Here is a 21,107-nt window from a genome sequence, read left to right on the forward strand (position 1 = left end):
ATCCTCACGACCGTCGGCTCGCGTTTCCGGTGCTGTTTGCCGTCGGTGTCGAACTGTATTTCGTACTGACAATCACACTCGGTTCCGCTCGTCCTCCGATGGCTCCCGACGCTGGTATCTTCCAGCATCTCGGCTGGTATCTGACGCGGGGCGGTCGGCTGTACGTCGACGCATGGGAACCGAAGCTCCCGCTGTCCTACGAGACGACCGGCGCCCTGGCGATGCTGGCCGGCGGCGACATGTACCGGCTCCACCTTCTCAGCGTGGTGCTGATGAGCGGGGCGGTGTGTGGAATCGTCGGGCTCGTCGTGATACTCGTCTACGACATCACCGGCGACGACGTCGCTGCGCCGCTGGCCGGCCTCTCCATGTTCCTGTTACCGGGGTTCGCCGTCCGGCCGGCGTATGGGTTCAAAGCGAAGTACCTCCTCGTCCTCTGTGGCCTCCTGGCGATATACCTGTACACGCGCGGATACCCGGCGCTGAGCGGTGTGGCCGCGGCGGCCAGCGTCGGGTACTGGCAGGCCGCGGCCATCTTTCCGCTCGTCGTGGTCGGGCTGGCCATCCAGCAGCGGGACGTGCGGGCGCTCGAACGCGTCGTCGCCGGCGGCCTCGGTTTCACTGTCGTCATGCTTGCGCCGGTGTTTCTCGTCTGGCACTCGGCCTCGGAGATGGTCGTGCAGGTGTTGCTCGTGCCGCTACAGACCGAGGAACAGGCGTCGGTGCTCGCCCGACTCGTCGCCGGCGTCGTCCACTTCAAGTGGGCGTCGCCGTTCGTGTTGCTCGGCGGCCTCGGTCTCGCGCACACCGCCCGGTGCTGGCTCGCGGGCGACGACAGCGACGTCGGACACACCGACTGGTGGATCCCGATGGGCGCGGCGTGGTTCGCGTTCCTGATATTCTTCGTCGATTTCGAGACCGGCGGCTACACCGACCTCATCCCGGGGCTCGCGTTCGTCGCAATCGGTGTCGGGATAGTCGCTACGACGCTGCGTGACCGCCGACGGAGGCAGTCGCTCGTCGCGGCTCTCGTGCTGGTCCTCGTCGTGAACGTCGCCGTCCTCGGCAGCGTCGGCCTCGTCTTCACACCCGTGGAGACGCCGGGGCCGGTGCCGATGTCGGACCTCGAAACCACCGACCTCCCGGGGGCCTACGAGGAGAGCGAGTCGGTGCCCGACGTCCGGTACATCTACTGGCAACAGATCGAACCATCGACGTGTCACTACCGGCTCTCGGTGATGGAGCTGCGGTGGCTCGACCGTGTCGACTCGACGACGGACAGCCGCTGTCTCGACTTCGGGGCCGCCAGAACCCGGCTCGCAAGCGGCTAGGACTCCGTGGAGTCGTAGTCGGCGAGCGACGTCTGCGTCGTCTCGACCGAGCCCGTGATGACGTAGGGAACGATAATCCGGAAGAACTGGGCGACGAGGACCAGCAGGATCGGGCCCAGGAAGATCCCGTAGAAGCCGAACGCGATCGGCCCGAGGATGTACGCGAACATCAGCAGGCCGACGTGGGTCAGGTCGCCGCTGACGTATGGCCGGATCAAGAAATCCGGGATCGTATCGACGACGACCAGTGTGACCACGAGAAAGAGGGCGACCCAGGCCAGGGCCGCCGTCTGCCCCGTGACGACCGCGGAGACTGCAAGCAGCCCAGCCACGGGCAGGTAGACGATTTTCATCCCGACCACGGGAATGAGGCTCCCGATGCCGGTGAGTGCACCGACGAGTGGTGCAAACGGAATCTGCACTGAGCCGGGAGCGACCAGATTGTACAGCGAGAACACGAAAATTCCAATGACACCCGTCACCAGTGCGTTCAGGATGTTCCCGAAGAGAATCGAAGAGAGTTCGTCGTCGACCGCCGCCGCGTACTTGCTGAGAACGCCCGAGCCGTCGAAGGTGTCGAGGAACCAGCCGACAAGCCGCGGTCCGTCGGTAAGCAGGTAGTACGTTCCAGCGAACATGATGAACACGCGCAGCAGTAGCGACGTGAGTAGACTCACAGATCCGATGAGCGTATCCGAGACACGCCCCAGCCACGACTGGACGGTCGCGTTTCGCAGCAGGTCAAACACCTCAGCCGGCCCCATTGCCAGTACTTCGTTAAGGCCGAGACCGGCGAGCGGTTCCGGTAGCGAACCGCCCTGAAGCTCTTGAAACCGCGAGAGGTACGCCGCGCCCAGCCCCCCCTCGCCGAAGAAGGCCTGTAGCTCGGGGATAATGAGAACAAGGGTGTAGCCAACCAGAATCACGAACGGCAGCAGAAAGAAGAAAATCGTGGCAGCCGCATGGGCTTGCTTCTGGTAGGGGACGGCCTGCTCCAGGAACGACTCGGGCAGTGGGAGCCGCCCGAGCCGTCGGTAAATCGGTCGGCTGGCGTAGTACAGGAAGACAGTAAACACGAGCGTCGGGAGGAACTGGGACAGGACGAGTCCGACCACGAGGAGGAGTGCCACGCCCGCGAGGGCAAGGAGGACGCGCCGTCCGAGGTCGGTACTGTATTCCATATGTTTTCAATACAACATATGGGTAAAAAATAAAACCACCGGTCGGTCCGATAGGGCCTCGACTGGGCGGAGCAACAACGGGGCGTCGCAGTATCGGCTGCGGTTACAGCCCTTCGAACTGCGTGATCGCGTCCCGCCAGTCCTCGGGAATCGAGCGTGAGGATTCCGCGTCGCGGTCGTACGTGACCACGGTCGTCTCGCCGGTCGCGGCTACGCCGTCGTCGGTCCGGACCTCGTACTCGAAGGGGAAGCTCTTCTCGCCCAGCCGGGGAACCCGAACGGCGACGGCGACGGCGTCGTCGATCCGGACCGGCTTGCTGTAATCGACTTCGAGGTTCGCGATGACGATTCCGACGCCCGACTCGCTGTCCGAGAGCAGCGCTTCGCCGGCGCCGACCACATCGTACAGGTAGTCGATACGGGCCTCCTCGAAGTAGGTCGCGTACGTCGCGTTGTTGACGTGGCCGTACGTGTCGATGTCCGCGTATCGGACCTCGACTTCGGTCGTGTACTCGAAGCTCATGCTAGCAACTCCGCGTGTTTCTGTTTGAGCTTCTCGATTTTCGGCGGGATAGTCAGCCGGCAGTAACTCTGGTTCGGGTTCTTTTCGAAGTAATCCTGATGGTATTCCTCGGCCGGATAGAACGTCTCCAGTGGCTCGACTTCGGTGACGATGTCGCTGTCGTAGCCCGGCGCTATCTCTTCGATGAAGGCCTCGACGGTCTCACGCTGCGTCTCGTCGTGGTAGAACACGGCCGAGCGGTACTGCGTACCGACGTCGTTGCCTTCCCGGTCTTTCGTCGTCGGGGTATGCGTCGTGAAATGGACCGCGAGCAGGTCCTCGTAGCTCACTTCGTCGGGATCGTAGGTAAGCTGGATGCACTCGGCGTGGCCCGTCTCCTCCCGGCAGACCGCCTCGTAGCTGGGGTCGGCGACGTGGCCGCCGGCGTAGCCCGAAACCACATCGGTCACCCCATCGACCTGCTTGAACACCGATTCCGTACACCAGAAACAGCCGCCCGCGAACGTCGCTTGTTCGGTCATCACCGGACATACGTGCCCGCCGTACAAAACTCACTGGCCGCGTTCGTCTCAGACAGGTGTCGGCCTACCGGTCGACCTCGCCCATGATGGTGTCCAGACTGCCTATTGTCGCCACGAGATCCGGGACGTACTCGCCGCGGGCCATCTCGGAAAGCGCCTGGACGTGCGAGAAGGAGGGACCGCGGATCTTGAACCGGGCCGGTGTCTCCGTCCCGTCCGAGCGGATGTAGATGCCGAGTTCGCCCTTGGCGGCCTCGACGGCGCGGTAGATCTCGGCGTCGGGATCGGGCCGGAGCGTGCGGGGGACGTTCGCCTGTATCTCGCGGTCGTCCTCGGGCCAGTCCTCCAGCAGGTCGATACACTGTCGGATAATCTTCGCGGACTCCTCTACTTCGCGCAGGCGAACGAGCAGGCGCGAGAAGTTGTCGCCGCCTTCCTCGGTGACGACCGACCAGTCGAGTTCGTCGTAGTAGCCGTAGGGGTCGTCCCGCCGGAGGTCGTAGTCGACGCCGGAGGCCCGCGCGACCGGGCCGGTACAGCCGTAGTCCCTCGCGGTCTCGGCCGAGAGGTGGCCCGTGTCAATCGTCCGGAGCTGGAGAATCTCGTTGCCGGTGAGCATGTCGTGGTACTCCCCGAGCTTGTGGGGTAGGTCGTCGAGGAACGCACGTATCTTCTCGAAGAACGCCTCGCGAGGCTCGGGCAGGTCCCAGGCGACGCCGCCCAGCCGCAGATAGTTGAACATCAGTCGCTGGCCGGTGAGGTCTTCGAGGATATCCTGGACGAGTTCGCGGTCCCGGACCCCCCACTGGAAGGTGGCGGTGAACTCGCCGACCACGTCCAGCGCGTAGGTGGCGACCGCGAGCATGTGCGAGAGGATACGCGACAGTTCACCGCCCATCGTCCGGATGACCTGTGCGTACTCGGGGACCTCGATGTCGGCGAGGTCCTCGGCCGCGCGGGCGTACGCCCACTCGTTCAGCAGTCCGGCCCCGCCCCAGTCCCAGCGGTCCGGGTAGGGCATGATCTGGTGGCGGTAGGTCCCCTGCTGGCACATCTGTTCCTCACAACGATGGATGTAGCCGATGTCGGGGTCGACGGTCGCCACCTGCTCACCGTCGAGTTGGGCGTTCAGGTGGAGAACGCCGTGAGTCGAGGGGTGGTGTGGCCCCATGTTGAGGTGCATCGTCTCCGGCCCCTCGCGGCGGTCTTCGAGCAATCGCTCGTGCTCGCGGAAGGAGACGATCTGTGGCTGGTCCTGATTGTAGTCCCGGCTCAGCGGGTGGCCCTGCCAGGTCTCGGGCAGGAGAATGCGCCGGAGGTCGGGGTGGTCCTCGTACTCGATGCCGACCAGGTCGTAGGCCTCCCGCTCGTGCCACGCCGCCGTCGGGTATACGGGCGCGGCCGACTCGCTGGTCGGCGACTCCCTGGGTGTTGGAACGACGACCGAGAGCTCCTGTGTGGGGTCGGCGTAGCGCCGCAGGTGATAGATCGTTTCGAACCGGTCGGCGTACTCCTGGGCCGTGACACAGGCACAGTGGTCGAGACCTGCTTCGGTTCGCAGCGTCGAGAGGACGGTCTGAACCTCGTCGGCACGGATGACAACGGCCGGAGCGTTCTCGTGGTGTTCGGTGGAGAGGACGTGGTCGGCAATCGGCTCGATAAGCGGATGGATGTCGTCGGTGCGGTGGACTGTCTGGGCCATCTCCGTGGCCGCGTGTTCGCCGTCCGGGTGCCTCGGCCTGTCCCCTCACGGCCGAGGTTATTTTAAATACCCACTGGAATCTGCCCGGTATGAAATACGTCACGCTCTCGCTGTGGATGGGTCCCGAGATACGCCACCCTATGCACCAATTCGTGATGGATCACGACGGCTACGAGGCGAGCTATCTCCTCCGGTGGAACGACATGGGTGCCGCGGTTCAGACCCTCCTCTTTCACGTCGACGGCTGGCCGGTCGAACCGTACCGGGCGGCCCTGGAACACGCCCCGAGGGTCACGGAGTACGCCCTCTCTCCCTGCCCTGACGACTCGTTTTACCTGTACGTGTGTGGCCGACCGACGGACTCCGATACGGATCTCATCGACGCGTTCACGCAGGCCGGTCTGGTCATCGTCTCGCCGGTCGCCTACCGCGACGACGGAACGGTCGGCCTCACGCTGGTCGGGCCGGGCGGGACGGTCCAGGAGGCCGTCGAGACGGCCCCAGACAGCGTCTCAGTCGACGTACGGGAAGTCGGCGAGTACGACAGCCGACGACTCGACACCGGGGCCGCGCTCACCGACCGCCAGTTCGAGGCCGTCGCCGCGGCCGTCGACTGTGGCTACTACCGCGACCCCCGCGAGGGCAGTGTCGACGACGTCGCCGACGTACTCGGCTGTGCGCCCGGAACCGCCGCCCAGCACCTCCGGAAGGCCGAGGCCCGCGTGATGGCTGACTTGCTTGACCAGCACGGCGCATCAGTGGCGTAGTTCGGGCCCACCGGGAATCGGCGGCGCGGCTGACTACCACGTGGCTTCCCGAAAAACTATAAACGCCGGAACAGTGTCATCCAACGCTGGATTGAGAACACACCACAGGGCCGCCGTGGCCTGACCCAGGACGACACTGACAATGGACACAGTAACTCTCGACGACGTACCGGTCGAACGGAACCCGATGCAGGTACACGACATCCGCAAGCCCGTCTCCCGCGAACTCGGGACCGAGCATTTCGCGGCGAACTACTTCGAACTCGAACCCGGGGATTCCTTCTCGGGGGCCCTCCACCGCCACCACGACCAGGAAGAGGTGTTCTACATCGAGCAGGGACAGACCACCTTCGAGGTCGGCCTCGACCGCGAGGAGGTCGACGTATCGAGCGGCGAACTGATCCGCTTCGAACCCGGCGAGTTCCAGCAGGGCTACAACTCCGGCGACGAGCGCGTCGTCGGCTGGGCCTTCGGCGCGCCCGGCGCGACCCACGACTGGGACGACCTGGAATCGAGAGCGCACTGCCCGGAGTGCGGCGCGGAGACGACCCAGAGCGTCGCCATCGCCGACGGGCGGTTCGAACTCACCTGTACCGACTGCGGAAACGTTCAGGGCTAGCCGTTAATTTCGTCGTTTTTGACAGTACAAAAGCGAACATGAACAGCCAGAAAGCCCCCGAGGCGCTGGGCTACTGCGACTCGTTGCGCGCTTCCCTCGCTTCGCTCGGTCCAGTGCTTACATCGTCTCGAACGCCCAGCGCCGACTGCTCGGGAGACCTGCGGTCTCCCGGCTGGGGCTTTCTGGCTGTTCGAGGATGTCGGAGGTGTATCACCGACCCCCACTGCTGCTAGCCCGCAATTCATATCGCATCGCGTCACGAAGCCCGGGTATGTCACTGGCCGATCTGGAGTGGCGCGTCATCGGTGAGGAAACACGACCCGGACCGATGACCATGGCGCTGGAAGCGGCCGCCGCCGAAACCGTCGCCGCGGGCGGCCCGGCAACAGTGCGAGTGTACACCTGGCCCGATACGCTGTCGCTGGGCTACGGACAGGACCCCGACACGATCGACTGGGCGTTCTGCGAGCGCGAGGATATTGGGGTGACGCGGCGGCCCACCGGCGGCGGCGCCATCTACCACGACAGCGTGGCTGATATCTCGTATGGCATCATCGCGCCGGCCGACGCCGTGCCGGGCGACCTGATGGCGTGTTACGAGCAGTTCTGCGAGCCGGTGCTTGCGGCGTTCGAGCGCATGGGCGTCGACGCCGCCTTCGCCGACGACGAGCGGGCGGCGGTCCACCAGCCGGCCTGTTACCTGCGACAGCTCCATCCGGCCCACGACATCGTCGGCCCGGACGGCCGGAAACTCAGCGGGAACGCACAGTACCGCCAGAAAGACGCCGTCATCCAGCACGGCTCCCTGTCCGTCTCGCTGCGTCCCGACCGCCACTGCGGCTGTTTCACCGCCGATCCCGACCCCGAACGGTTCGGCGAGCGCGTCGGAGCGATAGACGAGTACGCCGATATCGACCGCACCGAGGCCGTCGAGACGCTCCGCTCGACACTGGCTGAATGGGTCGACGCCGATGCGGGCGGGTGGACTGACGATGAACTCGCTCGCGCACGCGAGCACGCCCAGGAGAAGTACGCCACCGACGAGTGGATTCGACGGTCGCCCTGACGCTGGCGGCGCGGTCCAGCGGTGACGGGCGTGCCGGGCCGCCACGAGCCGCGTACTACCCTGAAATATCGCCCTTCAGAGCGTTTCCTCGACGAATTGTGAGACGATGCGGTCCTCGGCGGTGCGGAGCTGATACTGCACGGTCGAGCGCGGCTCGTCCAGTATCGATGCGAGGTCCTTGACCGAGACTTCCCGCGGCCGTTCGTAGTAGCCGTGGGTCACGGCGGCCTCGAGCACCCGCCACTGCTGGGGCGAGAAGTTCGTCGCGACCCGTTCGGTGGCCTTCCAGTTTCCGGCACTGGTGATGTGAGACACCGAGAGTGTGACGCCATCGCGGAGGCTCGATTCGATTCTGTCGTACACCTCGCCGATGGGGGCTGTCCCGGGATAGAGCACGCGCCAGCGGTACTCGTCGCCCGTTCGCCGGGATTCGAAGATAGTGCCTTCACGGACGTGTCGGTGCAGGAAACTGGGTAGCGACTGACAGCCGCTGATCTCACGTCGCAACGTGTACACTGTCCGGGACGTCTCCGTGCGGTCCAGCACGTGGTACGTCCGCGTCGTCTCACAGCTCACGACGTCGAAACACTCGTTACAGCGATCTTCGTCCAGGAAGACCTCGTCGAACGTACTCAGGGCCTCGGGCGTCCCCTTCGCGTGGTCCAGCCGCCACATATGGTCGTCACCGACGAAGATGGCCGAGGACCACACAGAGAGACTTTCGTGCTGCCGGAACACGTCCATCAGGCTATCGGCACCTGCGTCGAACTGCAAGACGAACTCGAACTCGCGTGTTTCATTTACTGCGGCCTGTGTTTCGGGCATTTGGCTATTACTAATCTGGAAGGCTCGTTATAAGTCGGTTACTGGCCCACCGAGTTCACTCCAATTTCCCTAGTTGGCTCTTGATTAAGTTACAGTAGTCGATTGACTGTGGGCCGCACGTCCCTAACGACGACTCTACGGAAGCGGACCAGAGGACAGTTCTGACAACAGACCTACGTCACCGTTTTGTGGCAACCCGGCCAAGCAGTGGCATGGTCTCGTCCCCCGCTGATGACGGCCCTGCCGACACCCCCGCCGACCCTCGGGCGACCGACGACAGCGTCGCACAGCTTTCCGAGGAAGAACTGTACGCGATCGTCCGTGTTGCGGCCGAGGACGCGGTGCTCGGCGCGTTTGGGACGCTCATGCTGGTCGGCATCGGCGTCGTGTTGGTCGCTTCGAGCGCGCCGCTGCTGTTTTCACTGTCACCGCTCCCGATGGTGTTCGGCGCCCTCCTTGCCGGGTTCGGCGCATACCTGATCCTGTCGAGCCTCCGCATCATCCCGCCCGCTCGCGAGTGGGTCTAACTCCGGAACCTCTTTTGTCGGGCATCACCCACCGGTGTGCATGGTACGAGTCGGGGCACACACCTCTATCGCCGGCGGCGTCTACAACGCCGTCGAGGAACAGGTCGAATACAGCGGTAACTGCGGGCAGATCTTCTCTCACTCGCCGCAGGTCTGGCAGGACCCGAACATCGACGACGACGAGGCCGAGCAGTTCCGCGACCTCGCAGCCGACCACGGCGTCGGCCCGTGGGTCATCCACTCGTCGTATCTGGTCAACCTCTGTACGCCGAAAGACGACCTCCGCGAGAAATCCCTCGATTCGATGCAGAAGGAGGTCGACGCCGCCGCGAAGCTGGGCATCGAGTACGTCAACGTCCACCTCGGCGCCCACACAGGCGCGGGCGTCGACGGCGGCCTGGACAACGCCGCGAGCGTGCTGGACGACCTCGACATCCCCGAGGGCGTCACCGTGCTGGTCGAGTCCGACGCCGGCAGCGGGACGAAACTCGGCGGCCAGTTCGAGCACCTGGCGACCGTCCGCGAACGAACCGAACAGGACATCGAGTTCTGTCTCGACACGGCCCACATGTTCGCCGCGGGCTACGACCTCTCGTCCCCCGAAGCCGTCGACGAGACGCTCGCGGAGTTCGACGAGGTTGTCGGCTTCGATGACCTCGCCTGCGTCCACCTCAACGACTCCAAACACGAGTGCGGGACGAACAAGGACGAACACGCCCACATCGGCGAGGGCCACATCGGCGAGGACGGGATGCGCGCGTTCGTCAATCACGACGCCATCCGCGACGTGCCGCTGGTGCTCGAGACGCCGACCGAGAACGGCAAGAGTTTCGCCTGGAACATCGAGCGCGTCAAGGAACTCCGCGGCGAATAGACGTCGCTATCGAGCGCGGCGTATCCGAGCTTCTCGACTCTGTGGGGAAGTTCGAGCGCGTTCGACCGCGGTACTTTTGGGGGCGACTCGACTCTGACGAACTGTGCGCAGGTTCTCCGCCGACTACCTCGAAACCACCCGCAGGGGGATGTGGGCCGACTCCCGCGAGGCGCTCACGGACTTACAGTTGGGCGAGTGCGAGCGCGTCCTCGACGTGGGCTGTGGGACCGGCGAACTGACACGCGTCCTCCGCGAGGAGACCGACGGAACGGTCGTCGGCCTCGACGCTGATACGGATCTGCTGGCTGCCGCCGGCGACCCGACCGTCTGCGGCGACGCGACGCGGCTCCCCTTTGCCGGCGACAGCTTCGACCTGGTGGTGTGTCAGGCGCTGCTCATCAACCTCCCTGACCCCGAGGTCGCGGTTCGGGAGTTCGCCCGCGTCGCCACCGACCGGGTGGCCGCCATCGAGCCGAACAACGCCGCTGTCACCGTCGAATCGACCGTCGATGCGGAGCCGATACTGGCCCGCCGCGCTCGCCGGCTGTTCCTCGATGGTGTGCGGACGGACGTCACCCTCGGCAGGGACGCCGCCGACGTGTTCCGCGACGCGGGGCTATCCGTCGTCTCGACGACACAGTACGACCAGGAGCAGCGTATCGAGCCGCCCTACGACGACGCGGCGATGCAGGCGGCCCGGCGGAAAGCCACCGGGACCGGCCTGGCCCACGACCGCGAGACGATTCTCAACGGCGAGGCGACGCCCGACGAGTACGACGCGCTCCGGGAGCGCTGGCGGTCGATGGGCCGCGACGTGATCGAACAGATGCAAGCGGAGGACTACGAACGCCGCGAGACGGTGCCGTTTTTCGTCACTGTCGGCGAGGCTCCGTGACCTGCTCGTTCCCGGCTTCGGGGAGTAAATAGCCCGCCAGTCCGTAGGCTGCGGTGTCCAGCAGGCTGGCGAGCAGGCCGACGACGCCGCCGACGACAGCGGCGACACCGGCCCCGATGAGCAGGACCACAAGCACCGCCTGGAGACGGACCCCGCCGCTCTGTATTGTCGGCACGAGCGCCACCGCGAACAGCCCCAATAGGAACGCGACACCGGTGGCGCACCCGGCCGCAACTCCGTGGAGAACGAGGGTCTGCAGTGGGGCATTCCCGAGCGTCACCCGGCTGTGGACCCACCGGACCGCCAGGACGAACAGCGCCCAGAGGTAGCAGAACACGGCGACGCCAACGAGGGTGTTCAGCCCGCCGAGCAAGTCGGCGAGGCCGCCGCTCGCGTGGGCGGCGAGGATGCCGAGCAGGACGAACAGGGCGGTGTCGAACGTGGCGAGCGTCCACGTCACCAGCGATACCGGTCGCCCGTCACCTCCTTCCGCAGAACGCGCTGGCTCGCCTTCGGTCGCCGTCTTGTCAACACCCATCCGCCCGCTCTGGTCCTCAGCCATGTGCGAGGACCTCCGCGAGGACGACGATGCTCAGGAGGACGGCCGCCGTCGCGCCGTAGGCCCGCGAGAGCGTTCGCCGAAGGGGTGGGGACAGGTCGCCGGCTGTGCCCTCGCGGTCGCTGGCCTGAACGAGGAGGAGGGTGCGGACGACCGACCCGCCGACGAGGCCGACGACGACGGTGAGTTTCACCAGCAGGGTTCGTCCCCAGTCGGTTCCGGGCCCTGGCGGCCCGAGCGCGCCGAGGTTGCCGACGCCGGTGAACACGAGCACGCCGACGCCGCCCCAGAACAGCCACTCGAACTGTCGCGCGGGCACCAGCGAGGTGATAGCGCCGCTCCGATAGCTGTACCAGAGGACGGTCGTGCCGCCAACGAGGGCCGCCATCGCGAGGACGTGGAGGGTTCGAATCGGGAGGGCTGCCATAGCTGTCGCTTCACCGGCAGGTCGCAAAGAATCCGGGGGTCATTCCGACCGGCCGATTGTCACCACGCCTTCGCCCGTCGCCACGTTGTACCGCGTCGACGGATCGACGGTCAGACTGACGACGCCGCTGTCGAGCGTGTCCGGGCGCTCGAACCTGGCGACCGTCGACCGGGCGGTGAAATCGTCGGTGTAGACACAGGGCTGTGTGTAACAGCCGAACGCGTGGACACCGCTCTCTGTCTCCTCGATGCGTTTCAGATGGGGGAGGATAGACCCGGAGCCCCAGCCTGTCTGGACGACGAGGACGGCGTGGCTCTCGAAGTCGGTGTCGGCGGCGAGACTGTAGGCGTCACCCCTGTCGTTTTCGAACCGTTCGATGTCGTCCGCATCCGTCAGCAGCGTCGCGTAGAGCTGGTCGTCGGTGTTGTCTTCGGCGAACTCCAGCCCTTCGTCGGCAAACAGCGTGCCCCGCGCCGACGCCTGCTCGAACGACAGCGACGGCTCGGCCGGCATGTTCGCACAGAGATACAGCGGGTCGCGGTCGCCCTCGCCGGAGTCGTCGATGTTGCATTCGATGTCCTCGATTTCGTACGGCGGCGTATCGACCCGGTCCAGGTCGCCGGGCAGCCCGTCCGGCGTGTCTGTCGGCGTTTCGTCGTCGGTGGCCGTCTCCGTCTCTCCGTCTCCTGTGGTATCGGTTCCGGGCGACGGATGCGTGGGTGAGTCCCTGCCACCGTCGTCACTGCCGTTCCCGCCCGGTGCGAGACACCCGCTCAGGGCACCAATCGCCGTGCTACCGACCAGTCCCAGGGCCGCTCGTCGCGTTCGTTTCATACGACTCCCTTCCCGTGGTGCGGGTGTATCCCTTCTGTTCGCTCAAAACCGCGTTGTAGTCGCCGAGGACTGTTCGAGCTAAGTGGTCACACGCGGTGCGATGTCGCCCCCCGATAGACCCTTGCGGGACGAGCGGCTACGAACGACACGTGCCGATTTCCGTCTTCCTATGATACCCCCGCTCGTCCGCCGCTGTCCGGAGTGCCGACACGTGAGCTGGAGCCGTCGGTTCGCCGTCGCCGACGACGGCGAGAGCGGCTCGCGGCTCGTTGAATGTCCCGCCTGCGGACATCAGTTCCAGACGGTCGACGCGCCCTGGCTGCGGTAAGTCGGCCTGTCAAAGTCAGTGCGGTAACTGCTTACACCACGTCGCCCCGCTAAAGTCAGTGCGGTAACTGCCTACACCACGTCGCCCCGAACCGTCGCTCCTTCCTGCTGTGCCCGGTACTCCTTGACCGCGTCGGCGGCGTCACCGGCCTCGGTCTCGTCCATCCCGAGCATCGACAGCGACTGGGTCAGCGTCGGGAAGACGAACTCGTTGTCACGGAGCTTCCGGAAGGCTTCCGGCGACCGCTCGCCGTCGATCCACAGGCAGGCCCCGCGCGGGTCCAGAATCTGCTCGTAGTCGTTTCGCATCTTGGCCCCCTTGAGCCGCTGGGTGACGTTGTCTTCGAAGGAGGCGTTACACACCTCCAGGTGGACCGGCTCGTCGTCGTTCAGTAGATGCGCGGCGAGGCACTTCTCGGGCGCGGCGTGGCCGTTAGCGTTCGCGCGGATGTACTCGGGATGCTCGTCGGCCCACGCGGCGCGGACGGTCTTGCCGACGCCGTCGACGCCGTGACTGCGCTGGAACTCCTCGGCGCGCTCCGGTGCGTCCTTGAACAGGATGTCCTTGGTGACGTACACGTCCAGTCGCTCGACCGGGTCCAGTCCGAGCGCCACGTCGCCGTACACCCACACCTCCCGGACCGGGACCGGCATCGTCTCCGCCTCGACCGTCGCGACGATTTCCTCGACCCGCTCGACTGCCTCCGGACGGTCCATACTCATTGCCGTCTCTACCAGTCGAGCGGCCTAAACCCTGACTCTCCGGAGGCGAACACTGATGCCGCCGTGCTGTCTCTGGACCGACATGCCCGATCTCCAGACGCAGTTCCGGGACCTGGCGACGTGGGCCGAGGACTCCTCGCCGCTGTATGCTCACCTCTGCCGGGAGGCCGCCGACGACCCCGCCGTCCTCGACCTTGCGGCGACCGTTCCCGAGGGTCGCCAGGCCCCGCATCTCCTGCTGGCCGCGGTCCACTATCTGCTCGACCGGAACCCGGACCACCGGCTGGCCGAGTACTACCCGAGCATCACCCGAGCGGCGCGTGCTCCCGACGACGAGTGCTTCCCGGCGTTCCGCGAGTTCTGTCTCGACCGCGCCGACGACATCCGGCCGCTCCTGCGAAACCGGCGCACGCAGACGAACGCAGTACGGCGCAGCGCGGTCCTCTATCCAGCCATCGCACGGGTGGCCCGCGCCGCCGACGGGCCGCTCGCGCTGGTGGAACTCGGGCCGAGCGCGGGCCTGAACCTGCTGTTCGACCACTATCGCTACGATTACGACGGTCGCGTGGTCGGCAACGGCGACTCGCCGGTCACTATCGAGAGCAGTGTCCGACGTGGCGACCCGCCGCTCCCGGAGACCCCTCCCGCGATCCGCTCACGGGTCGGTCTCGATCGCAATCCGCTCGACGTGACCGACGAGGCCGACAGGGACTGGCTCCGCGCGCTCGTCTGGCCGGAACACGAGGAGCGGCGCGCCGTTTTAGACGGTTCGCTGTCGGTCGCGCGGGACGACCCACCCGAGCTTATCCCGGGTGATATGCTCGATGACCTGCCAGCGGTACTCGACGGAATCCCTGAGGACGTGCCGGTCTGCGTCGTCAACACGCTCGTGCTGTATCAGGTTCCGGCGGAACTGAGCGAGGCGCTGACGGCGTCTCTCGAAGATTTGATGGCCGACCGGCCGCTGCACTGGCTCACCGGTCGACGTGACCTTTCGGGCGGCGAGTCGGTGGGGCTGGACTGGAAACGCCAGATCGGTGATGGCATAGAGACGACCCACCTCGCCGACTACGAGCCACACGGCGCGTGGCTGTCGTGGCGGGGCTGAGACGAAACCCTCTCACCACTGCGGCCACGACTACTCGTCACGATGGAGTGCGACAAATGCGGCGAGAACGCGGTGTTACACGCGGCCTATTCCGGGCTTCACCTCTGTGAGTCTCATCTCTGCCGAGCGGTCACAAAACGGGTCCGCCGTCGCATCCGCGAGGACGGCCTTGTGTCCGACGACGCCACTGTCGAGGACCCCGAGACGTGGGTCATCGGCCTCTCGGGAGGCAAGGACAGCGTCGTTCTCACGCAGATTCTGCACGACACGTTCGCCGAGGACCCCCGAATCGAACTGATTGCGCTTTCTATCCACGAGGGGATCGAGGGCTACCGCGACGCGAGTCTAGAGGCCTGCGAGGAGCTGACGGACGATCTGGGTATCGAACACGTAACCGTCTCCTACGCCGAGGAGTTCGGCGTCCAGATGGACGATGTCGTCGAGGACGACCCCGAGGGGATGGCCGCCTGCGCCTACTGCGGCGTGTTCCGCCGTGACCTCCTCTCGAAGTACGCGGACGAACTCGACGCGGACAAACTGCTGACTGGCCACAATCTCGACGACGAGGCCGAGACGGCGCTGATGAACTTCCTCGAAGGCGACATCTCACAGATCGCTAAGCATTTCGAGGCCTCACTGGGTCCGTTCGATTCGTCTGCTGACGCGCCCACGGAGCAGACGCGAGAGGCACAGGACCACCACATCCCCCGGGCGAAGCCACTCCGTGACATCCCTGAGAAAGAGGTCGCGCTGTACGCCCGCTTCGAGGACCTCCCGGCGCACATCACCGAATGCCCCCACGCCGAGGAGGCCTACCGCGGCGAGATACAGGAGCTCATGCTCGGACTGGAGGAGAACCACCCCGGCACGCGTCATTCGATCATGGCCGGCTACGAGAAGCTCGCCGCGTTAGCCGCCGATACCTACGGCGGCGAGAATAGCGACACCGACTACGGCGAGTGTGACAACTGCGGGTCGCCGACGGCGCGGGACCTCTGTCGGAAGTGCAACCTCCTGGACGCACTGGAAGCGGTCTGACGCGGCCTGTCTGACACCGCGAAGCGTGCCTGTTCTGTCTGACATCTCACTACATGGCCGTTCACATTTCGCGCCGCTCGCGGCCGTAGAAACCGAAAGAAGAATCGCGGACGTCGCTACTTGTTCGTCCGGATGACGTCGAGTCCGTTGTTCTTCTCGCGCTGGTCCTGCCCGCCGTCGGTCTCGCTGTAGCCGGTGGTTCGACCGCCGCTGTTCTGACTTCCGCCGTTCGGGGCGGGGCTGTCGAAGCTTTCGACGTTGTCGGACGCGTCGAAGGACGTGTCGTCGCCGACTTCCTGAATCGCCTCGCGGGACTTGTTGGCCTGCTTCTGGGTCGTCGGGCCGAGCACCTGGGCGGACTGGACGCCGGTCATGATGGCCATGACCCGCACCTTGCCTTTGTACTCCTCCTGGATGCGCGCGCCCCAGATGACGTTGGCGTCGGCTTCGAGGCGCTCGGTGATGTTCTGGGCGATGCCCTCGGCCTCCTTCAGCGTGAGGTCCGGGCCGCCGGTGATGTGGACCAGGCCACCGCTCGCGCCGCGGTAGTCCACGTCGAGCAGCGGGTGGTTCATCGCGTCCTTGACGACCTCTTCGGTCTTGTTCTTGTCCTGGGTCTCGCCGACCAGCATCACCGCGACGCCGCCCTGATTCATGATGGAGGTCATGTCGGCGTAGTCGAGGTTGATGAGGCTCGGCTGGGTGATCGTCTCGGAGATGCCCTTGACGGTCTCGGCGATGATCTGGTCCATCACGGAGAACGCCTTGCCGATGGGCAGGTTCGGGACGTAATCGAGCAGGCGGTTGTTGTCCAGCACGATGATGGAGTCCGCTTCGTTGCGGAGCTTCTCCAGCCCTTCCTCGGCCTTGACCGTGCGGGCCCGCTCGACGTTGAACGGCGTCGACACCATGCCGACGACGATTGCGCCCTGTTCTTTGGCGATCTTCGAGACCACGGGGGCGGCACCCGTTCCGGTTCCGCCACCCATACCGGCGGTGACGAACACGAGGTCAGCGTCGCCCAGCACTTCCTTGATAGTCCCCTGTGCCATCTCCGTAGCGCGCTCGCCCATCGACGGGTCGCCACCGGCACCGAGGCCGTTGGTGAGGGACTTGCCGACCAGAATCTTCGTGTCGGCTTCGATCATCTTGAGGTGCTGCTTGTCCGTGTTGATGGCCACGGTGTCAGCGCCCTCGACGCCGATGTTGTACAGGCGGTTGACCGTGTTGTTGCCGGCGCCACCGCAGCCGACGATGACGATGCGGGGATCACCGAACCCGTCGACGTCCTCGTCGGACATCTTCTTCTGTTCCTGCTCGTCACGTTCGAGGGCCTCGTTAACGATATCCTGCATCGTTACACCTTGGCCCAGGACCGCTTCTTCTCGGAGGCTTGTTCGGAGCCTTCCTCGGCGAGCATCTCCCGAACCGCCGAGCGAATCGCTTCGCTCCGATTGGGGTACTCGCCCGTCTCGACCATTTGTTCGACCTCTTCAATCTGCTGCTTCGGAATCCGTAGTGTCACACGCTCCATGTTTGGTAGTTTCCCCTTGGGTAAGACGGCCCGGAGGGAGTCTGTTTACGACCCGCCCGAGTGTTTACACAGCGAAACCGCAGTACGAGGGCGGCATCCCCTCGCGTTCGTCGCTGTGTAAGACGACCGTCTTACGCAGAATAAACCATTAACCCTGATGTATTAAAACTTACGGGCAGTGTCATACACTCGCCCGTTTACTCTGTTTCAGAGTGTGTGGAGCACGTAAACGCCACTTTAGGCCTGATCGAGCACATCCGCTGCTGGGGTCCGTCTGCCACAACTGGGGCAGAACCCCCAGTCCGACCGGAGTTCGTCGCCGCAGTCACAGAACACTCGGCGGGACGCCTTCTCACCGCAGTTCGGGCAGTAAACGTGGTCAGAACCCAGGTTTTCACCACATTGCGCGCACGTCTTACGTTCCTCCGTGTCGGTTCGATCCGGTGTTTCCGCCTCTGTCTTACGCCGTCCCGTGTCAGCTGTTTGACTGTCTCCGCGGGACTGTCCGCCTTCAGCGCTTGTCCCACGGTCAGCAGCGCGCTGACGGTCGGTTTCGGCGTTCTCTGCTCCCGCACCCACGCCGTCCAACGAGATGTTTACGTTGACATCCTGCGGTTGCGAACGGCGTTGTCGCGTTTGCAGCCGGTCGGCGATGATGCTGTCGACGCGTTCCTCGATGAGTTCGTCGATCGTCTCGGCGTCGGTCACGGACTCCGACGCCGCCGGTGATTCCGACGCTGACGGTGACGCGTCTCCGAGATACTCCCGGAGCGCCTCGCGCATGACCTCGCTCTTCGAGGCGTCGAACGCCTCGAGTTGGTCGATGAGGTCATCGTCAGCACGGAACGTTATTTTACTCATCGGGCTCGGTGAAGGTATTATACATGATGGTATTTTAATCTTCCCGCGCTGTCTGACGCCCGTCAGCTACCAGCATGACGCGACAGCTCTCTTCCCGGTCGGATATCGTCCGTAGGCCGCCCTGACCCGCCCATCGATCCACCGAGAGCGAGGGTCAGACGTGTCTGACACCGATCAGTGTGACACTCCGCGTCGTGTGACTGTTCGGCGCACCCTCCGCGAATAACAATCCTTAAGTCTGGACGGCGGGGTATTTTCGGGTGTCGACCGCCCTTAGCTCAGACTGGTAGAGCAGTCGACTGTAGATCGACTTGTCCCCCGTTCAAATCGGGGAGGGCGGACTTGGTTTTCAGCCGAACTATGGCTGATAGCGTACGCCACGTTTTCGTGGTGTAGAACCCCTCTCTCACTGGTTTCGGTTTCCCGCAAGCGACGGCAAAATCCGGAGTGGAGCTTGATTCCAGTTGGGGGTCGCCGCCTTCTTGCGAATTTCATAGCTGAGAGGGGGTGGTCGGCGTGAGCCGTTCCCATCCCGATGCGGACGGCCTCGACGTGCCGGAGACGGCCGTGCGAAATCGGTCCCAGTACGCGGACACCCTTCACCGACCGGACCCTGATACGGACGAACCGGAACCCGCGTGTGTCGAATCAGACTATCGGTCTGACGCCGACTTCACGGACGTTCCGGTCGCGGCGTATCCGCACTACAAGCTCTGTGAAAATCCGGAGTGTTTCGGGAGTGAGTGGTGGTGAGTCCGCAGTCGTCACTCTTTGACTTCGAGCCGGACCTGTCGCCGCTCACCGACGCCGAGCGGGAGGTGTACGAGGCTGTGGGCATGGGCCAGTATGGGCCACGGGAGTACGCCCGCGAGACTGGCCGATCACCCGGCACTGTCGGGAACCTACTCAGGCGAGCCCGCGAGAAAATTGGGGTGAGTGAGGCGTGAAGGGGTTCGTCCGAGCCTCCCGGCTGTATGATGTGGGAGCGGGCGAACGCCGCCGCTTCGACTGGGGGAAGATGCAGCCGCTCACCGAGAGTCAGGCCGAAGTCGAGCAGGCCGTCGCGGAGATCGAGGGCAGGAGGTAGGGATGTCGCGGCATCTCAAATGCGCCCCTCATGAGGGCGACGTGCGCTTTACGATTGGTGTGCATCCCGACCCCGGTGTGCCTGACTACGGGCTGAAGCCCTACTACGCGATGGACTCGTTCATCAAGGAGTGGGGCGACCGCTGGGAGACCGAAGGGAAGCCGACCCGTGATATCGAGTTCAACGGCGAGACATGGGCCACCTGCTTCGACTACTCCGAGAGCGGGCTGGATGCGTGGGACAACCCCGAGTTCCAGATCCAGAATGTCCGCGAGTTCCAGTTCTACTTCGTTGCGAAGAATTCCCCGACCTACGAGGGCAAACGAGCCGACCGAGACAAGCGTGTGAAGGGAGGCACGATCACCGTCCGTCCACGGTGGCCGAACCTCACGTCGGACGGCAAACCCGTCTCTGTGCCGGACTACGGCGCGCCGTACGTCGACGTACAGGTGCAGGCGTCGAACCTTCCCCACGAGGAGTATCTAACCCTCGTGAAGCGCGTGATGGACGCCTACGGAATCGCCGCGCGGTACTTCGACCAGCCACACCCTGACAGTCACATTGACGACCTCGCCTACTACGTCCGACTGTACCGAGAAGACAGTGGCCCGCTTCACGCTGCTGACGGCCCGATTGCTCGCGCCCATACGCTCATCCAGGGCGACCGAACGGGCTATCGGAAGCACGTCGAAGACAACACGAAACTGCCCGGCTACTACGTCACCGCCACCGTCGAAGACGAGAAAGCTGGTGAACTCGTGCGGGGCCACACGCTCGGGAAGGAACTGAAACACTACTACCCGAACGAACCCCAGCAGTACGAGTCCGACGAGGCACCCTATCATCCGAAATTCGAAGTGTCTTACCAGACCAGCCGAACCGAGGAGACCGTCCGCTGGGACGACCTCGAAGACGCCCGGCGCGAGTTGGAAGAGACGATCTTGAACTGCTTGGACTGGTGTGGAATTGCGACCAGTGCCGACAGCAGTGTGTTCGTTGAGTTCGATCCGTTCTGGAACGTGCGGGATACAACGGAAGCCCGGAAGTTCGTGAAGTGCCCGCTGCCGGAGATCGAGGACGAACAGGAACACCGCGTGATGAAGTTGTGGGGCGACATGACCACGGCCGACAGAGACGTGACGGAAATGCTGTTGACCGACGGCGGAACTGTCTCGCCCAAGGAAGCCGCCGAGAAGACCGGTCACACGTATCGGACCATTCGGACGGTCATTGACCGGTTGGAGGGACTCATTCGGCACACCTACGGCGAGATGGAACTGGCATCGAAGAAGATCCAGCAGGAGTTGTTGAAGCGAGTCCGAGCAGCGGGCGACCGCTTTGAGCAGGAGATCGGGAGTGCCACGATGGAGCTGGCCGACGCTGCCGCGGAACGGGCACGGTCCCGATGGGCACGAGTCCGTCGGGAGTACGCTGTGTCCGAAGTGGACGCTGACGATTGCCGAAAGTTGTTGAAGGTGGGCTACACCGCGGACGACCTCGACGAAGCCGAGGAGATCGTCAGGGAATTGCGGACGGCCTACACTGAGTGCGTGGAGACGAACACCTACGGCGTTCACGTCGCCGTTGAGACAGTCGAGAGCGGCTGCGAGCGATTCCGCGACCTATCCACCGCGTTCATCACGGCGTACCGTAGCGGCGACTACAGGCGCGAAGAGCAGGCCGCAGAGAAGGCCCGCGATGGGTTCGACTTCGAGGCGTGGAAAGCGGCCGGTTGCCCGCCAGCCGACGAGTGGCGCGGCGGGTAGCTACGCCCCCTG

At 64.7% G+C, this 21,107-nt stretch carries 25 protein-coding genes and 1 tRNA gene; 14 read left to right on the forward strand and 12 right to left on the reverse strand.

The genetic code is table 11. The features are described 5' to 3' along the window. The first annotated feature begins 98 nt into the window (after positions 1–98). Positions 99–1,331 carry a DolP-mannose mannosyltransferase gene (locus ACOZ4H_RS04885; RefSeq protein ID WP_424330335.1) on the forward strand — a complete coding sequence of 411 codons (1,233 nt, stop codon included), beginning with the start codon at positions 99–101 and terminating at the stop codon, positions 1,329–1,331. Here ACOZ4H_RS04885 and ACOZ4H_RS04890 read toward each other — a convergent pair. From ACOZ4H_RS04890 to ACOZ4H_RS04905, 4 genes are all read right to left on the reverse strand, one after another. Beyond that, positions 1,328–2,512: an AI-2E family transporter gene (locus ACOZ4H_RS04890; protein WP_424328241.1), complete on the reverse strand. Its 1,185-nt coding sequence runs from the start codon at positions 2,510–2,512 to the stop codon at positions 1,328–1,330. The genes ACOZ4H_RS04885 and ACOZ4H_RS04890 overlap by 4 nt on opposite strands. A 103-nt stretch (positions 2,513–2,615) precedes the next feature. Further along, positions 2,616–3,035 (reverse strand): acyl-CoA thioesterase, encoded by a 420-nt coding sequence (locus ACOZ4H_RS04895; protein WP_424328242.1) that lies wholly within the window; start codon positions 3,033–3,035, stop codon positions 2,616–2,618. Continuing rightward, positions 3,032–3,556 carry a peptide-methionine (S)-S-oxide reductase MsrA gene (msrA, locus tag ACOZ4H_RS04900; protein WP_424328243.1) on the reverse strand — a complete coding sequence of 175 codons (525 nt, stop codon included), beginning with the start codon at positions 3,554–3,556 and terminating at the stop codon, positions 3,032–3,034. The genes ACOZ4H_RS04895 and msrA overlap by 4 nt, the downstream gene beginning before the upstream one ends. A gap of 64 nt (positions 3,557–3,620) precedes the next feature. Then, a complete protein-coding gene (locus tag ACOZ4H_RS04905) occupies positions 3,621–5,258 on the reverse strand; it encodes an NADH-quinone oxidoreductase subunit D (RefSeq protein ID WP_424328244.1) in 1,638 nt (545 codons plus the stop codon). Positions 5,259–5,347: 89 nt separating this feature from the next. On the opposite strand from ACOZ4H_RS04905, the gene ACOZ4H_RS04910 reads away from it, so the two are divergent. The 3 genes from ACOZ4H_RS04910 (at position 5,348) to ACOZ4H_RS04920 (ending at position 7,710) form a co-directional block, all read left to right on the forward strand. Then, positions 5,348–6,025 (forward strand): helix-turn-helix domain-containing protein, encoded by a 678-nt coding sequence (locus ACOZ4H_RS04910; RefSeq protein ID WP_424328245.1) that lies wholly within the window; start codon positions 5,348–5,350, stop codon positions 6,023–6,025. A 142-nt stretch (positions 6,026–6,167) separates the two neighbouring features. Beyond that, positions 6,168–6,644 (forward strand): cupin domain-containing protein, encoded by a 477-nt coding sequence (locus tag ACOZ4H_RS04915; RefSeq protein ID WP_424328246.1) that lies wholly within the window; start codon positions 6,168–6,170, stop codon positions 6,642–6,644. A 271-nt stretch (positions 6,645–6,915) separates the two neighbouring features. Further along, entirely contained in the window at positions 6,916–7,710 is a 795-nt protein-coding gene (locus ACOZ4H_RS04920; protein ID WP_424328247.1) for a lipoate--protein ligase family protein, read from the forward strand. A gap of 75 nt (positions 7,711–7,785) precedes the next feature. Here the strand turns inward: ACOZ4H_RS04920 and ACOZ4H_RS04925 are convergent, their stop codons facing one another. Further along, entirely contained in the window at positions 7,786–8,535 is a 750-nt protein-coding gene (locus ACOZ4H_RS04925; RefSeq protein WP_424328248.1) for a helix-turn-helix domain-containing protein, read from the reverse strand. 212 nt (positions 8,536–8,747) lie between these two features. Between ACOZ4H_RS04925 and ACOZ4H_RS04930 the strand changes: the two genes are divergently transcribed. From ACOZ4H_RS04930 to ACOZ4H_RS04940, 3 genes are all read left to right on the forward strand, one after another. Then, positions 8,748–9,062: a hypothetical protein gene (locus ACOZ4H_RS04930; RefSeq protein WP_424328249.1), complete on the forward strand. Its 315-nt coding sequence runs from the start codon at positions 8,748–8,750 to the stop codon at positions 9,060–9,062. 40 nt (positions 9,063–9,102) lie between these two features. Then, positions 9,103–9,936 (forward strand): deoxyribonuclease IV, encoded by an 834-nt coding sequence (locus ACOZ4H_RS04935; protein ID WP_424328250.1) that lies wholly within the window; start codon positions 9,103–9,105, stop codon positions 9,934–9,936. Between the two features lie 148 nt (positions 9,937–10,084). Next, positions 10,085–10,831 carry a class I SAM-dependent methyltransferase gene (locus tag ACOZ4H_RS04940; protein WP_424330336.1) on the forward strand — a complete coding sequence of 249 codons (747 nt, stop codon included), beginning with the start codon at positions 10,085–10,087 and terminating at the stop codon, positions 10,829–10,831. On the opposite strand, the gene ACOZ4H_RS04945 is transcribed toward ACOZ4H_RS04940, so the two are convergent. The 4 genes from ACOZ4H_RS04945 to ACOZ4H_RS04960 form a co-directional block, all read right to left on the reverse strand. Next, positions 10,809–11,393 carry a hypothetical protein gene (locus tag ACOZ4H_RS04945; protein ID WP_424328251.1) on the reverse strand — a complete coding sequence of 195 codons (585 nt, stop codon included), beginning with the start codon at positions 11,391–11,393 and terminating at the stop codon, positions 10,809–10,811. The two genes, ACOZ4H_RS04940 and ACOZ4H_RS04945, sit on opposite strands and share 23 nt — an antisense overlap. Further along, positions 11,386–11,817 (reverse strand): CopD family protein, encoded by a 432-nt coding sequence (locus ACOZ4H_RS04950; protein WP_424328252.1) that lies wholly within the window; start codon positions 11,815–11,817, stop codon positions 11,386–11,388. The genes ACOZ4H_RS04945 and ACOZ4H_RS04950 overlap by 8 nt, the downstream gene beginning before the upstream one ends. Before the next feature lie 39 nt (positions 11,818–11,856). Then, the gene (locus ACOZ4H_RS04955) at positions 11,857–12,651 is read right to left on the reverse strand and encodes a hypothetical protein (protein WP_424328253.1); all 795 of its coding nucleotides are present in this window, start codon (positions 12,649–12,651) and stop codon (positions 11,857–11,859) included. A gap of 399 nt (positions 12,652–13,050) precedes the next feature. Next, positions 13,051–13,695: a DUF7095 family protein gene (locus tag ACOZ4H_RS04960; protein WP_424330337.1), complete on the reverse strand. Its 645-nt coding sequence runs from the start codon at positions 13,693–13,695 to the stop codon at positions 13,051–13,053. A gap of 88 nt (positions 13,696–13,783) precedes the next feature. Here ACOZ4H_RS04960 and ACOZ4H_RS04965 point away from each other — a divergent pair, with 88 nt between their 5' ends. Then, positions 13,784–14,809 carry a DUF2332 domain-containing protein gene (locus tag ACOZ4H_RS04965; RefSeq protein ID WP_424328254.1) on the forward strand — a complete coding sequence of 342 codons (1,026 nt, stop codon included), beginning with the start codon at positions 13,784–13,786 and terminating at the stop codon, positions 14,807–14,809. A 42-nt stretch (positions 14,810–14,851) separates the two neighbouring features. Continuing rightward, on the forward strand, positions 14,852–15,847 hold the full coding sequence (ncsA, locus tag ACOZ4H_RS04970) for a tRNA 2-thiolation protein NcsA (protein WP_424328255.1): 996 nt from the start codon (positions 14,852–14,854) through the stop codon (positions 15,845–15,847). 116 nt (positions 15,848–15,963) lie between these two features. Here ncsA and ftsZ read toward each other — a convergent pair whose 3' ends face one another. The 3 genes from ftsZ to ACOZ4H_RS04985 all read right to left on the reverse strand — a co-directional run bounded on the left by ftsZ (position 15,964) and on the right by ACOZ4H_RS04985 (position 18,242). Continuing rightward, complete coding sequence (gene ftsZ / locus ACOZ4H_RS04975; protein ID WP_424328256.1) at positions 15,964–17,202, reverse strand: cell division protein FtsZ; 1,239 nt, start codon at positions 17,200–17,202, stop codon at positions 15,964–15,966. Positions 17,203–17,204: 2 nt separating this feature from the next. After that, complete coding sequence (locus tag ACOZ4H_RS04980) at positions 17,205–17,381, reverse strand: ribbon-helix-helix domain-containing protein (protein WP_004515010.1); 177 nt, start codon at positions 17,379–17,381, stop codon at positions 17,205–17,207. Positions 17,382–17,618: 237 nt separating this feature from the next. Beyond that, complete coding sequence (locus ACOZ4H_RS04985) at positions 17,619–18,242, reverse strand: double zinc ribbon domain-containing protein (protein ID WP_424328257.1); 624 nt, start codon at positions 18,240–18,242, stop codon at positions 17,619–17,621. 267 nt (positions 18,243–18,509) lie between these two features. Between ACOZ4H_RS04985 and ACOZ4H_RS04990 the strand changes: the two genes are divergently transcribed. The 5 genes from ACOZ4H_RS04990 (at position 18,510) to ACOZ4H_RS05010 (ending at position 21,095) form a co-directional block, all read left to right on the forward strand. Then, positions 18,510–18,583: transfer RNA gene (locus tag ACOZ4H_RS04990), tRNA-Tyr, on the forward strand. 175 nt (positions 18,584–18,758) lie between these two features. Further along, positions 18,759–18,995 carry a hypothetical protein gene (locus ACOZ4H_RS04995; RefSeq protein WP_424328258.1) on the forward strand — a complete coding sequence of 79 codons (237 nt, stop codon included), beginning with the start codon at positions 18,759–18,761 and terminating at the stop codon, positions 18,993–18,995. Then, positions 18,992–19,189 (forward strand): helix-turn-helix transcriptional regulator, encoded by a 198-nt coding sequence (locus ACOZ4H_RS05000; protein WP_146416942.1) that lies wholly within the window; start codon positions 18,992–18,994, stop codon positions 19,187–19,189. The genes ACOZ4H_RS04995 and ACOZ4H_RS05000 overlap by 4 nt, the downstream gene beginning before the upstream one ends. Beyond that, entirely contained in the window at positions 19,186–19,329 is a 144-nt protein-coding gene (locus tag ACOZ4H_RS05005) for a hypothetical protein (protein WP_424328259.1), read from the forward strand. Before ACOZ4H_RS05000 ends, ACOZ4H_RS05005 begins: the two co-directional genes overlap by 4 nt. Before the next feature lie 110 nt (positions 19,330–19,439). After that, positions 19,440–21,095: a MarR family transcriptional regulator gene (locus ACOZ4H_RS05010; RefSeq protein ID WP_424330338.1), complete on the forward strand. Its 1,656-nt coding sequence runs from the start codon at positions 19,440–19,442 to the stop codon at positions 21,093–21,095. Positions 21,096–21,107: the final 12 nt, after the last annotated feature.

Source organism: Haloarcula amylolytica (assembly GCF_049705545.1).
In the GTDB taxonomy this organism is placed as follows: domain Archaea; phylum Halobacteriota; class Halobacteria; order Halobacteriales; family Haloarculaceae; genus Haloarcula; species Haloarcula amylolytica_B.

What these genes read in the sequence shown, in the direction of transcription:
- ACOZ4H_RS04885 (WP_424330335.1), top strand. Translation starts at nt 99, where the DNA reads ATGGCTCCCGACGCTGGTATCTTCCAGCATCTCGGCTGGTATCTGACG.
- ACOZ4H_RS04890 (WP_424328241.1), bottom strand. Translation starts at nt 2,512, where the DNA reads ATGGAATACAGTACCGACCTCGGACGGCGCGTCCTCCTTGCCCTCGCG.
- ACOZ4H_RS04895 (WP_424328242.1), bottom strand. Translation starts at nt 3,035, where the DNA reads ATGAGCTTCGAGTACACGACCGAAGTCGAGGTCCGATACGCGGACATC.
- msrA (WP_424328243.1), bottom strand. Translation starts at nt 3,556, where the DNA reads ATGACCGAACAAGCGACGTTCGCGGGCGGCTGTTTCTGGTGTACGGAA.
- ACOZ4H_RS04905 (WP_424328244.1), bottom strand. Translation starts at nt 5,258, where the DNA reads ATGGCCCAGACAGTCCACCGCACCGACGACATCCATCCGCTTATCGAG.
- ACOZ4H_RS04910 (WP_424328245.1), top strand. Translation starts at nt 5,348, where the DNA reads ATGAAATACGTCACGCTCTCGCTGTGGATGGGTCCCGAGATACGCCAC.
- ACOZ4H_RS04915 (WP_424328246.1), top strand. Translation starts at nt 6,168, where the DNA reads ATGGACACAGTAACTCTCGACGACGTACCGGTCGAACGGAACCCGATG.
- ACOZ4H_RS04920 (WP_424328247.1), top strand. Translation starts at nt 6,916, where the DNA reads ATGTCACTGGCCGATCTGGAGTGGCGCGTCATCGGTGAGGAAACACGA.
- ACOZ4H_RS04925 (WP_424328248.1), bottom strand. Translation starts at nt 8,535, where the DNA reads ATGCCCGAAACACAGGCCGCAGTAAATGAAACACGCGAGTTCGAGTTC.
- ACOZ4H_RS04930 (WP_424328249.1), top strand. Translation starts at nt 8,748, where the DNA reads ATGGTCTCGTCCCCCGCTGATGACGGCCCTGCCGACACCCCCGCCGAC.
- ACOZ4H_RS04935 (WP_424328250.1), top strand. Translation starts at nt 9,103, where the DNA reads ATGGTACGAGTCGGGGCACACACCTCTATCGCCGGCGGCGTCTACAAC.
- ACOZ4H_RS04940 (WP_424330336.1), top strand. Translation starts at nt 10,085, where the DNA reads ATGTGGGCCGACTCCCGCGAGGCGCTCACGGACTTACAGTTGGGCGAG.
- ACOZ4H_RS04945 (WP_424328251.1), bottom strand. Translation starts at nt 11,393, where the DNA reads ATGGCTGAGGACCAGAGCGGGCGGATGGGTGTTGACAAGACGGCGACC.
- ACOZ4H_RS04950 (WP_424328252.1), bottom strand. Translation starts at nt 11,817, where the DNA reads ATGGCAGCCCTCCCGATTCGAACCCTCCACGTCCTCGCGATGGCGGCC.
- ACOZ4H_RS04955 (WP_424328253.1), bottom strand. Translation starts at nt 12,651, where the DNA reads ATGAAACGAACGCGACGAGCGGCCCTGGGACTGGTCGGTAGCACGGCG.
- ACOZ4H_RS04960 (WP_424330337.1), bottom strand. Translation starts at nt 13,695, where the DNA reads ATGGACCGTCCGGAGGCAGTCGAGCGGGTCGAGGAAATCGTCGCGACG.
- ACOZ4H_RS04965 (WP_424328254.1), top strand. Translation starts at nt 13,784, where the DNA reads ATGCCCGATCTCCAGACGCAGTTCCGGGACCTGGCGACGTGGGCCGAG.
- ncsA (WP_424328255.1), top strand. Translation starts at nt 14,852, where the DNA reads ATGGAGTGCGACAAATGCGGCGAGAACGCGGTGTTACACGCGGCCTAT.
- ftsZ (WP_424328256.1), bottom strand. Translation starts at nt 17,202, where the DNA reads ATGCAGGATATCGTTAACGAGGCCCTCGAACGTGACGAGCAGGAACAG.
- ACOZ4H_RS04980 (WP_004515010.1), bottom strand. Translation starts at nt 17,381, where the DNA reads ATGGAGCGTGTGACACTACGGATTCCGAAGCAGCAGATTGAAGAGGTC.
- ACOZ4H_RS04985 (WP_424328257.1), bottom strand. Translation starts at nt 18,242, where the DNA reads ATGAGTAAAATAACGTTCCGTGCTGACGATGACCTCATCGACCAACTC.
- ACOZ4H_RS05010 (WP_424330338.1), top strand. Translation starts at nt 19,440, where the DNA reads ATGGACTCGTTCATCAAGGAGTGGGGCGACCGCTGGGAGACCGAAGGG.